Genomic DNA, 12839 nt, shown 5'->3' on the forward strand with positions numbered 1-12839 from the left:
GGCATAAGGAAGTGAGACAGAGAATGAGCCGGCCAAAGCCGGGATGGGCCGGGCGGTGGGCGTGAACCCTCAACCCGGCGACCTTGTTGCAAACTAAGGAAATTAGTGCGAGGTGCTAAACGAACTGGCAATAAAGCTTGCCCTCCCGCCGATTTCTGCGTTATTTTACCCCAAAACTGGAATACAGTTGCCCGATGAACGACGAATTACTCACCGACGACCCGCAAACCCCCGCCAAGGCCCCCGACCACGGCTATAACGAAGACAGCATTCGCTCGCTCGACTGGCGCGAGCACATCCGCCTGCGGCCCGGCATGTACATCGGCAAGCTCGGCGACGGCTCGGCCTACGACGACGGCATTTATGTGCTGGTGAAGGAGGTGGTCGACAACTGCATCGACGAGCACGTGATGGGCCACGGCCGCACCATCGATATCAAAATCTCTGATGCCAAGGTGCAGGTGCGCGACTACGGCCGCGGCATTCCGCTGGGCAAGGTGGTCGACGTGGTGAGCAAAATCAATACCGGCGGCAAGTACGACAGCAAGGTGTTTCAGAAGTCGGTGGGCCTGAACGGCGTGGGCACCAAGGCCGTGAACGCCCTGAGCGGCTACTTCCTGGTGCAGAGCGTGCGTGAAGGCATTCTGAAGGCCGCCGAGTTTGCCCAGGGCAAGCTCACGAGCGACGCCAAGCCCAGCAAAACCAGCCAGCGCAACGGCACGCTGGTAGTTTTCCAGCCTGACGACACGATTTTCAAGAACTACCGCTTCATCCCGGAGTACCTCGAAAACCAGGTCTGGAACTACGTTTACCTGAATTCTGGCCTCACCATCAACTTCAACGGTCAGAAGTACTACTCCGAAAACGGCCTGCTCGACCTGCTCGCCCGCAAGGCCGACGTGGAGCACCTGCGCTACCCCATCATCCACCTGAAAGGTGCGGATATTGAGATGGCCATGACCCACGGCAACGACTACGGCGAGGAGTATTATTCCTTCGTGAACGGCCAGTATACCACGCAGGGTGGCACGCACCTGGCCGCCTTCCGCGAAGCCGTAGTGAAGGCCGTGCGCGAGTTCTATAAGAAGGACTACGACGCGGCCGATGTTCGGGCCAGCATTATTGCCGCCATTTCGGTGCGCGTGCAGGAGCCCGTGTTCGAATCGCAGACCAAGACCAAGCTGGGCTCGGTGAATATGGGGGAGGACGGCCCTACGGTGCGCGGCTTCATCCTCGATTTCGTGAAGGAAAACCTCGACAACTACCTGCACAAGAATGCGCTGGTAGCTGAGGCCCTGCGCAAGCGCATCGAGCAAAGCGAGCGCGAGCGCAAGGACATGGCCGGCGTGAAAAAGCTCGCCAACCAGCGCGCTAAAAAAGCCAACCTGCACAACCGCAAGTTGCGCGACTGCCGCTTCCACCTGGGCGAAAACGCTAAGGACGGGGCCGAAAAGGAGCTTTTGACGACCCTCTTCATTACTGAAGGCGATTCCGCTTCGGGCAGCATCACCAAAAGCCGCAACGTGGAGCTGGAGGCCGTGTTCAGCCTGCGCGGCAAGCCGCTGAACTGCTTTGGGCTGAAGAAGAAAATCGTGTACGAGAACGAGGAGCTGAACCTGCTGCAGCACGCCCTCAACATTGAGGAAGGCATTGAGCACCTGCGCTACAACCGCGTGGTTATCGCCACCGACGCCGACGTCGACGGCATGCACATTCGTCTGCTGCTGCTCACGTTCTTCCTGCAGTTCTTCCCCGATTTGGTGCGCAACGGCCACGTCTTCATTCTTGAAACGCCACTGTTCCGGGTGCGCAACAAGAAGGAAACCATCTACTGCTACAACGAGCAGGAAAAGCAGCACGCCATGCGCAAGCTGGGCAAAAACCCCGAAATTACCCGCTTCAAGGGCCTGGGCGAGATTTCGCCCGACGAGTTTGGCCGGTTCATCGGCGAAAACATCAAGCTCGAACCCGTGATTCTGCAGTCCGACCGCAGCATTCAGCAGGTGCTCACCTATTACATGGGCAAAAACACGCCGGCTCGTCAGGAATTCATCATCGAAAACCTGCGCCTGGAGAAGGACCTCATTACTTCCGACGTGCTGCCCGCCGCCGAGGTAGTGGAAGTAGATTAGCTTCTGTGCCCGTGGGCACTGCTGTTCCGAAAGCCTCCGGTAGTCTCCGGGGGCTTTTTTGTTGCGCCGCCTGGTGAGCTAAAAAAAAGGGTGTCAGGTACCCGAATAAAAATCGTGATTATTGAGCGTAGCGCGTCACTAAAACCTATCTTTAGCTCCGAAATCCTTCCTCAATAAATTTCCACATTTTCCATGCGCTTTTCTATTGTTTGTAAGTTACTGCTGGCGCTTCAAATCAGTCACGGGGCCACGGTGTTGGCGGGAGTTCTACCGACTGCTGCACCGCTGCCTTTTGTGGCCAATCGGGGGCAGTGGGAGCCCCGGATTCGTTATGCGGTGGGTATTCCGGGTGGCAAACTGTACCTAGAGGGTAACTGCTTCACCTACCATCTGTTCGCCGAATCGCCGGCGTGCCCAACGGCCGGCGAGCCCCAGGCGGCCGTGGCCAGCCACGCCTTTCGGGTAACCCTGGTTGGGGCCGCCGCTGCCGCCGCCATCACGGGCGAAGAAATTCAACAGACCTACCATAATTATTTTTTGGGTAATAAGCCCGAGCGCTGGGCCGCCCGGGTGCCGCTGTTTGCCGGCGTGCGCTACCATAATGCTTACCCGGGTGTCGATATGCGCTGGCATCAGCAGGGCGCAAACCAGCTCGAATACGATTTTGAGTTGGCCCCGGGGGTGCGTCCGGCCGTTATTCGGCTGCGCTACGACGGGCTCGATGGCTTGGCCCTCACGCCGGAAGGCCACCTGCAGCTGCGCACCAGTGTGGGCCAGCTACGCGAGCAGGCCCCCGTGGCCTGGCAGCTGGCCGCCAACGGTGCCCGGCGCTCGGTACCGTGCCGCTTTGTGCTGCACGGGCGCGAAGTGGGGTTTGCGCTGGGTGCGGGCTACGACCCTACTCAACGCCTGGTTATCGACCCCGTGCTGGTGTTCGCGACTTACTCAGGCTCCCCGGGCGGGGCCTCCGCCAACACGACTGTGGCCGATGCGCAGGGCAACATGTACACCGGTAGCTACGTGCTGGGCAGTGGTTATCCTGTCACGGTAGGAGCCATCAAAGCGACCTACCGATACGGGAACATGGGTATATCCAAGTTTTCGGCTTCGGGCAACAGCTTGCTTTACGCCACGTACTTGGGCGGGTCCGGCGGGGGCGAAGAATATCCGTTGGATGTGGAAATAAACGCAGCTGGCGAGCTGCTCATCCTGGGGTCGTCCTCGTCCTTTGACTATCCGATTACCGCAGGGGCTTATGACCGTACGCTGGGAAGCGGCGGCGGCAGTTTTTCGCCCCGCGACTTAGTGGTAACCCGTCTGAACCCGACCGGCACGGCGCTGGTAGCCTCAACGTATTTGGGTGGCAGTTTGGAGGAAACGGGGCCTGTTTCGTCGGTGCCAGCCGGCCTGGCCGTCGACCCCAACGGCGACGTGCTGGTGGTAAGCTCCACGTATTCCACCGATTTTCCTACGCTCAATCCGCAGCAGAGCGCGGCCGGGGGCGGGCAGGATGGCATCGTCACGCGCTTCAATCCTACCCTAACGGCCTTACGCTGGTCGACGTACCTCGGCGGCAACGGCGATGACCGGGTTCACGACGTGAAAGTAGCCCCAAACGGCGACGTGTATGTATGCGGGGCAACTTCCAGTAATAACTTGCCGGTAGGTACTGGCGGGCTGTTGCCCACGGCCCCGGTAGGCACCGGCCGCAACGGGTTCGTGCTACGCTACAGCGCCGCGGGGGTGCGGCTCGCCGGAACGTACCTGGGCACCAGCAGCGATGACATTGCCCGCTTTTTAGATTTTGACGCCGCTGGCAATGTGTTGGTGGCGGGCGCCTCTGAAGGGACCTACCCGCGCTCAGCAGGTACTTTCGGTGCTGTCGTGCCCTTTACTTCGGGCGTGTTTATCCATAGCCTCACCCCGTCCCTCAACACCATCTTCTCCACCCAGATAAGTGTGCTTGGCCAGGGACAGCTGAGCCGGTCCAATAGCTCGAATATCGTGACGGCCTTTGGGCGCGACGACTGCGGTCGGCTTTATTTTAGTGCCTATGCCGGGGCCATTGGCAATGTCGGCTGCCCGCTGACTCCGGACGCGCAATTTACGCAACCCCGGACCCTCTATCTGGCCACGCTGGCCGAGAATGCCACCTCGCTGCTGTACGGCACTTACGTAGGCGAGCCCAATAATTCTTCCAGCCCTTCTTTTAGTACGCACCTCCACTACGCCGCGGCCAACCAGATAACGCGCAGTGGCGTGCTCTATCACCTCACCTGCAGCATAGGCCGGGCCTTCCCAACTACGCCCGGCGCATACTCGGCGGGTTTAACCGGTGGCAACGATGGCGCGGCGTTTAAGTACAACATGCAGCCGCTGGGCAACAGCGCTATTCAGTTGCAGGTACCAGTTCCGGCGGCGGGCTGCGCGCCGTATACCGTGCAGTTTGTGAATACCACCGTTAGCAAGCTGGCGTATAGCTGGGATTTTGGCGATGGCAGCCCGCTCGATACGGCCAAGGCTCCGAGTCATAAGTACGTGCGGGCGGGTACCTACTCCGCTCGTCTGGTGGCTACGCGCTCAATTATTGGCTGTGGGCCGGCTTCGGTAGCCCTAGTGGTCCCGGTGGTAGTGGTGGCCCCCGCGCCCGTCCGCATCGCGCCCGACTCGCTGGGTTGTGGGCGCACCTTGGTGCTCGACCCCGCCCGCCTGCAGCCATCCGTGACCGGGCGGGCATATGCCTGGAGCACCGGGGCCCAGACGGCCACGCTGGGCGTTAGCGCGGCCGGCCGCTACCGCGTCGAGATAGACCAGGGTGCCCCGTGCCCCACAACTATCGAATTTGTGGTGAAGGAAATCGCTCCGGAGCCAGTGCGCATCGTGCGGGACTCGCTGGGCTGCGGCAACCTGCTTGTCCTCGACCCCTCGCTGCTTAAGCCCCGGCCCGTGGGTACTGTATATAGGTGGAACACGGGTGCCCAGACGCCCACGCTGGCGATTACCACGCCCGGCCGCTATCGCCTCGAAATAGAACAGGGCCGTTTTTGCCCAGTGGTAGTTGAGTACGACATCCGGCTCAGTCACCCATTTCCGCTGCCCAATATCCTCACGGCCAACGGCGATAAGCAAAATGCGCTGTTTAAAATACCTGCTTCTTACGGCACGCCCGCTCTCAAAGTGTATAACCGGTGGGGCCGGCTGGTGTACGAATCTGCGGCCTATGGCGGCGACTGGGATGGCGCTGGTCATCCTGCCGGGGTTTACTATTATTTGCTTACCCAGCCGGCTTGCGGCATCAACCTCAAAGGTTGGGTGGAAATAATGCGGTAAAAAACGGCTGAATTGCAATAACATAGGTTGTTCGATAACTTTTTCCGGTGGCCCGAGCGTTATCTTTAAAATATTGCTTAGTTTTGCATTGTCGGCTAGGGGTAGACTAGTCGACATATTCCACGGAAAAGCCCGCGCCTTTGGTACGGGCTTTTTTGTTGGAACTCCCTGCTAATCTACTTGCCTGGCAATGGGCAGATATTGCCCGGCCGGCTATTTTATTTAGCTTGGATTTGGGCGATAAATTAGCGAAATTTGGGTCGTAGCTGCCTTTCGCTTGGTAATGTGGTAGGAGCGAGGCTTCTGTTAGCAAGCTAATAAAATTGGGAACTTTCCCAGGTAGGGGCGGCTTAAGTTGCTTGCGCTCCGCGCTGATTCCGGTACTTTTGGCGGAACTCCGCCGTCTTCATTTGCTTCCCTTACGTGGCTACTACTGATACTCCCGCTTCCGACGCACCCGACCAACACTTTCTGCAGCCCGGCGACTCGGTAGATTTCGACCTTTCGGCCTTTTCACCCGCCGCCGATGCCGACGCGCAGGAGCCGACTGAATCCTCCGATGCGACCGGTGAGGTGTTGGGTATGGACGAAAATAATGACCCGTCGACCGATGAGGGCGACGAAGCGCCGCCTTCGGCCGACCTGTTTGGCCTGGTACCGGTAGCGCCAGTGGCCGAACCCATTCCGGCCGAAGAGCTGACCGAGGAGGAACCCAAGTTTGCCCCCGGCGAAACCATTCACGACGTGGCCACGGTGCGCGGCATGTACCAGAACTGGTTCCTGGACTACGCCAGCTACGTGATTCTGGAGCGCGCCGTGCCGGCTATCGAGGATGGCCTAAAGCCCGTGCAGCGCCGCATTCTGCACGCGATGAAGGAGATGGACGACGGCCGCTTCAACAAGGTGGCCAATGTTATCGGCCAGACCATGCAGTACCACCCGCACGGCGACGCCAGCATCGGCGATGCCATGGTGAACCTGGGCCAGAAGGACCTGCTCATCGAAACCCAGGGCAACTGGGGCGACGTGCGCACCGGCGACGGCGCGGCTGCCCCGCGCTACATCGAAGCCCGCCTGAGCAAATTTGCCCTCGACGTGGTATTCAACCCCGACACCACCGAGTGGCAGCTGAGCTACGACGGCCGCAAGCGCGAGCCCACCACGCTGCCCGTGAAGTTCCCGCTGCTATTGGCGCAGGGCGTGGAGGGCATCGCCGTGGGCCTGAGCACCAAGATTATGCCCCACAACTTCCGCGAACTGTGCAAGGCCAGCATCGACGTGCTGCGGGGCCGCGAGGTGCAGCTGTTTCCGGACTTTTCGACCGGCGGCCTAGCCGATGTGAGCAACTACAACTCCGGCATGCGCGGGGCCCGCATTCGCCTGCGTGCTACCATCGAGAAAGTCGATAAAACCCTGCTCATCATCCGCGATATTCCCTACGGCTCGACCACGACGGCGCTGATGGAGAGCATTGTGAAGGCAAGCGAGGCCAACAAAATCAAGATTAAGAAGGTAGTCGACAACACGGCCGCCAACGTGGAGATTCAGGTGCAGCTGCCCACTGGCGTGAGCCCCGACCTGACGATGGACGCGCTCTATGCCTTCACCGACTGCGAAATCAGCATCTCGCCCAACACCTGCGTCATCATCGACGACAAGCCCCGCTTCGTGGGGGTGGAGGACGTGCTGCGCCAGAGCACCCGGGCTACCCTCCGCCTGCTGGAGCGCGAGCTCGAAATCCGGCAGGAAGAACTATGGGAGCGTTGGCACAACGCTTCACTGGAAAAGATTTTTATCGAAAACCGCATTTACCGCAAGATTGAGGAGTGCGAAACCTGGGCCGAAATTCTCGAAACGATTGAGAAGGGCCTGCGCAAGTTTGTGCGCATCGAAGGCGAGAAGGCTAAGTCCGACGACCCGCGCATTGTGCTGCGCCGCCCGCTGACGGAGGACGACTTTACGCGCCTGACCGAAATCCGCATCAAGCGCATCTCAAAATTCGACGGCTTCAAGGCCGATGAGTACTTGCAGCGCCTCACCGACGAGCTGGCCGAGGTAGCCGACCACCTGGCCAACCTCACGCGCTATGCCATTGCTTACTTCGAGGGTCTGCTCAAAAAGTACGGCGCGGGCCGCGAGCGCAAAACCCAGCTCCGCACCTTCGACGTGGTGACGGCCCAGAAAGTGGCCATCGCCAACCAGAAGCTCTACGTGAACCGGGCCGACGGCTTCGTGGGCTACGGCCTGAAAAAGGACGAATTTGTGTGCGACTGCTCCGACCTCGACGACATCATCGCCATTAAGCGCGACGGTACGTTTATGGTGACCAAAATCGGCGATAAGACCTTCGTGGGCAAGGACATCATCCACGTGGGCGTGTACAACAAGAACGACGACCGGCTGGTGTACAACATGGTGTACATCGACGGGGCCTCGGGTATTTCGTTCGCCAAGCGCTTTCTGGTGTCGGGCATTACGCGCGATAAATCCTACGACCTCACTAAGGGTACAAAGGGGAGTAAATCGTTGTATCTCACGGCTAACCCTAACTCAGAGTCGGAAATTGTGAACGTGCTGCTTTCGGACAAGGCCCCGGCCCGGGTGAAGCAGTTCGACTTCGACTTCGCCGAGCTGGCCATCAAGGGCAAGGGCTCGATGGGCAACATCGTTACCAAGCAGCCCATCAAAAAAATCACCCAGAAATCGTTGGGCGACTCGACGCTGGGCGGCCGCGAAGTCTTCTTCGATAGCGTGGTGGCCAAGCTCAACCACACCGGCCACGGCCGCTACCTGGGCACGTTCGACACCGATAATACGGTGCTGGTGGTGTACAAGGATGGCAGCTACGAGCTGAAAGCCGCCGACCCGGCCCTGCACTTCGACGTGCCCAACATTGTACTGCTGCGCAAGCTGGAGCCCGACACGGTTATCAGCACGGTGTATGTGGAGGGGGAGACGAAAATTCATTACGTGAAGCGGTTCAAAATTGAAACCAGCACGCTTGATAAGCGCTTCCTGTTCATTTCGGAGGCCAAGGGTTCGAAAATGTTAGCTGCTACGGCCAACCCCGAGCCGGTGGTGGAAGTGAAATTCCAACGGGACAAGAAGGCCGAAAAGGAAGCTGAAAAGATTCCCCTCCACGGGTTTATCGATGTGAAAGGCTGGAAGGCCATGGGCAACAAGCTCAATTACTTCCGCATCAATAGCCTCGACTTGCTCACCGGCGAAGGCCCCGAGCCCCAGCGCCGCGAGGTGAAGAAGCGCGTGGCCCCGGCACCCACCGGCAAGCCCGCCGAGGGCCCGGCCGCCGAGCCGCAGGGCCCGGTCGACATCACGGCGGAGGATGTAGCGCGCGCCCAGGAACTTCTGAAACGGCCCAAGGCGCAGCTGGGACTGTTTTAGGGTGGGAGGGGGGCGTGCCCAAATTTTGAATTCGGAGTCGTGGTATCACGGCAGCAGGTGATTATGCTGCCTAGCCGGACTGGAAATTGGGGGTGCATTGCCCTGCCGCCGATGCGTTGGCCGAACCTGATGCGGACCTTCCGCGTTTGCGGGCCAGCCCGTTTATTTGCTGCTATGCCCACATTTGCTTGGTTGAGGTTGTTCCGTGCGTCCCGGTTGTCGGCTGGGGTAGTTGGCGGTACCGTGGCTTTGCTGATAGGTGCCCCGGAATTGCCGGTAATTGCGCAAGTCCGGTCAAGCGCCGCTTCGAAAACGAAGCTGGCGAAACCTGTTCAGGTTGTGGCCCCCGAGTCGCCGGCCGACCCGCCCGCCGTGCGGACCAAGCTGTTTCAGGCGGCGGCGCTGGCTAATGCTTTCAAAGATTCGGAAGCGCTGGGCGTGTACCAGGAGGTGCTCAAAATTAATTCGCAGCATTACCTGGCCCTGTGGCAGGCGGCTGTGTTAAGCGTGAAAATCGGGTCCCGCTATTCGGACGAAACCCGCAAGTCAGCTTATTTCGATGCGGCCCGCCAGTATGCCGACCGCGCCTTGGCCTTGCGCCCCGAAGGCGGCGAAAGCAACTATGCCGTGGCGCTGGCCTTATTCAACCAGGCCACCTTATACAAGGCGGGCGCACGGCTCGAAGCCTTCCGCGAAATACGTTCGCACGTATACCTGGCTACTGAGCACCGGCCCGATTTAGCCGAGGCCTGGCAGCTGCTTGGCCGTTGGCAATACCGATTGGCCCACTACAATGTGCTCGAACGCCTCTACAGCAAGTTGCTGCTGGGGGGAGTGCCTGAAGGCGGCGACAGCCGCGAAGCCATGGACGACCTCGAAAAAGCGCTGACCCTGGCACCACGGAGCCTGCCGATGCACTACGACCTGGCCCGGATGTACAAGTATCAGGGCCGCCGCCGCCGAGCCATTGCGACCCTCGAAGCGGCCCAGAGAATCGCGCCCATCACCAGCGAAGACCTGGTGATTCTACGCTTGTGCAGCAAGCTACTGCCGCCGCTGCTTCGTGCCGATGCCCGCCGCCAGCGCCAGCGCGCCCGACTGGGCGAAAAACTAAAGCCACCGGTGCAGGCCTTGCCCGAGAATACCCCCACTTCCCTCGCCCCAACTCCAGCCGATTCGGCCAGCAAAAAGCCCTGACGAACAGTTGTTCATCAGGGCTTTTTGCTGGCCGAATCGGCTGCTTATTGCTTCGTCACACGGCGGCTGGTTTGCCGGCCAGCTTGGCTGATGACCAGCGTATAGTTGCCCGGTGCCACCGAGGCCGGCACCGTGAGGTGCAATGCTCCATTGGCAGGCTGCACGGTGGCCGAGAACACGCGCCGGCCCAGGGCATCGGCCAGGTAGGCCGCAGTAGGCATGCGTGCGGCGGTGGGGGCCAGGTCCAGGTTTAGCTCACTGCTGAATGGGTTGGGGTAAGCCGACGTGAAGAGGTCAGCAGCCGTCGGCTTGGCTGCCAGCGTTGATGCGGAATAGAAAGCATCGGAGGTAAACAGGCCCCGGCCGTGGGTGGCAGCTGCTACCATTTGGTCGCCCGGGCGGTAGCGCAGCATATCGACGCGGGTGTAGGCCAGGCCGCTGCTGGCGGGTGCCCACGCCGTGGCGGCACCGTCGAGCAGCTCGGTCGAGTACACGCCCATTTCGGTGGCGAGCATGGCCCGGCCGGGGTTGCGCGGGTCGAACAGGGCCCAGCGTACCGGCATGTCGGGCAAGGCTCCCTCCACGCTGGTCCAGGTCGGGGTAGCGGCGTCGGCATCGCGGGTTTCATAAACGCTCACGATGCCATAATTTGAATACGTTACGAGCAGGTGTTTCTCGTTGGTTGGGTCGACGGCTACGCACGACACAGAGGTGCCGGCCGTGCCGGGGCGCAGCGTGCGCACCACCGGCGTGAGCGTATGCGCACTGTCGACGAGCAACACCCGGCCGGAATTAGTGCCGACGTAGATGCGCTTGCGGATAAGCGGCGACACCGCGATATGGGTCACCTTGCCCATTCCGGTACCTAGGCTGGGGAGAATGGTGGTGGCGGTGGTAGCCGTGGGGTCGCCGGCATTAGTCCAGGCCAGGTAGGTATCGTTATTGTGGCAGGCGTACAGGATGTTGCTCTGGCTATCGTATTCCCAGGGGTTGATGAAGGAGCCGAGTGAGGTACTTATATTGAAGTTCGTGAAGCTAGCGCCGCCGTTGAGCGAGCGCCGGTACTGATTGTAAACGTAGCTTGTGAACTGGATAGCCGGGTTGTCCTGGTCGATGGCGCAGAGCCCGCCATCGCCGCCCGTGGCCATCGTAGTCGAGTTTATACCCGCAGCCGTGAATCGTTGGGTTCCATTATCCTGCGCGCCGGCCAAAAAGTAGTTTGCGTTGGTTGGGTGCATGGCCAGCGCGTAGAACTGCGTCACATTGAGGCCGGTGTTACGCTGGCTGAACTGGGGCTCGTTGGCATTGCTGATGGAGGCATCGGCCGAATAAGCTACCCCGCCGTCACTGCCAAAAAAAGCCTTGTTGGCTGGGGCCACCGTAGTGGGCACAAAAGCAATGGCATGGTGGTCGGCGTGCACATAGTAGATGGAAGAAGTAGCTGCGGTCCAGTTCGACTCGTGGTCCCAGGTTACGCTGTCGGCTTTGGCTTTGCCCGCTTCGCTGGTAAACCACAGGTCTATTCCCCCTACGTACAAGGCATTCGGGTCGGCTGGCGACACGGCCGCGGCTAAGTCATACCAGCTCTGCCCTCTGGTGAAATCGTAAGTTGGGTCGGTGGCCGTTGCACCAGGGCGGGCCATGGCCACCCAGGTATCCCCCTTATCTAGCGAGCGGAAGATGTTCAGCAGGGGAGTCCCGGTGGCCGATGACTGAAACAGCGCATACACACGGTTGGCATCGGACGGGGCGCAGGCCACTTCAATGCGCTGGTAGCCGGTAGTGGGCAAGCCCGAGCCGGTTAGGGTGTTGAGCTTGGTCCAGGAGCCGGCATCGCCGGTGGCTGAGCGGTAGATGCCATCGGTGGAGAAAATACCCATCGTCACAAACAGCGTGTTGTCAGCACCAATTTCAATATCGGCTACGCGACCCGTGGCTGTTGCCGGGGCCACGCCCAGGCCCAGTACCTGGGTCCAGGTGCTGCCGCCGTTCTGGCTGCGCCAAAGGCCACTGCGGGTCGCCGCGTACACGTCGCCCGAAACCGGGTGCACCAGCACTTTCTGCACGTAGGCAAAGATGACATTGTTGGTGCTGACCAGCTGCGCCCAGGTGGTGCCGCCGTCGGTCGATTTCCAGATGCCTGCGCCCTGAATGGCGTCGGCATTAAAGTATCCTTCCCCGGTGCCGCAATAAAGGGCCGGTGGGCGCGATGCCGGGCCCGCCGCGATGGTCGTAACCGCCAGGTTGGTCAGAAACGAGTTAACGTTCTTCCACTGGATGCTACCAGTGGTGGCGTTGGTAGCCTTCCAAAGGCCGCCGCCGGCCGAACCGGCCCAGATGGTATTGCCGCTGGCATCGCTGGGGTCAACCAACAGGCTTAGCACGCGTCCGGCCACGTTTGAGGGCCCGCGCTCTGTCCAGGTCGCGTTGGATAGCACGCCTGCCGTTGGCCGTTGGCCGGCTCGCGCCGCCAGCATAGTTTCGTTGTAGCGTGCGGCGGCTAGCAGCCGCTGCCGGGGAACCAGGCCGGAGGCAGGGTCGCGCGTGAGGTCCAGCTCCTGCTCCAAGGCGAGGTCGGGGCGGTCATTGAAAACGCGGTCGTCGTCCTCATCACCTTCCTCATCGGCTTCGCTTTCCAAAAGCCGCTCCGCAAATGCTGCTTTCTTATCATCCCGAGGCGGCTGCGCCAAGTAATAGCTGCCTGAATAAAACAGGCCGATTAACCCTACCGCCAGTCCTTGGCGCAATAGGTTAGTTGGTAGAATGTGCTTCATTTAC

At 60.4% G+C, this 12839-nt stretch carries 5 protein-coding genes; 4 read left to right on the forward strand and 1 reads right to left on the reverse strand.

What is annotated here, in order from left to right; translation table 11 throughout:
• Positions 1 to 194 precede the first annotated feature (194 nt).
• The 4 genes from ABIB44_RS01805 (at position 195) to ABIB44_RS01820 (ending at position 10061) form a co-directional block, all read left to right on the forward strand.
• Complete coding sequence (locus ABIB44_RS01805; protein WP_354582911.1) at positions 195 to 2132, forward strand: DNA topoisomerase IV subunit B; 1938 nt, start codon at positions 195 to 197, stop codon at positions 2130 to 2132.
• Positions 2133 to 2426: 294 nt separating this feature from the next.
• Positions 2427 to 5462: a DUF7948 domain-containing protein gene (locus ABIB44_RS01810; RefSeq protein ID WP_354582912.1), complete on the forward strand. Its 3036-nt coding sequence runs from the start codon at positions 2427 to 2429 to the stop codon at positions 5460 to 5462.
• 582 nt (positions 5463 to 6044) lie between these two features.
• Positions 6045 to 8864 (forward strand): DNA gyrase/topoisomerase IV subunit A, encoded by a 2820-nt coding sequence (locus ABIB44_RS01815; RefSeq protein ID WP_502916483.1) that lies wholly within the window; start codon positions 6045 to 6047, stop codon positions 8862 to 8864.
• 339 nt (positions 8865 to 9203) lie between these two features.
• Positions 9204 to 10061 (forward strand): tetratricopeptide repeat protein, encoded by an 858-nt coding sequence (locus tag ABIB44_RS01820; protein WP_354582914.1) that lies wholly within the window; start codon positions 9204 to 9206, stop codon positions 10059 to 10061.
• Positions 10062 to 10105: 44 nt separating this feature from the next.
• On the opposite strand, the gene ABIB44_RS01825 is transcribed toward ABIB44_RS01820, so the two are convergent.
• Entirely contained in the window at positions 10106 to 12835 is a 2730-nt protein-coding gene (locus ABIB44_RS01825; RefSeq protein ID WP_354582915.1) for a T9SS type A sorting domain-containing protein, read from the reverse strand.
• Between the last annotated feature and the right edge of the window lie 4 nt (positions 12836 to 12839).

Origin of the sequence: Hymenobacter sp. UYCo722 (assembly GCF_040547115.1) — a bacterium.
In the GTDB taxonomy this organism is placed as follows: domain Bacteria; phylum Bacteroidota; class Bacteroidia; order Cytophagales; family Hymenobacteraceae; genus Hymenobacter.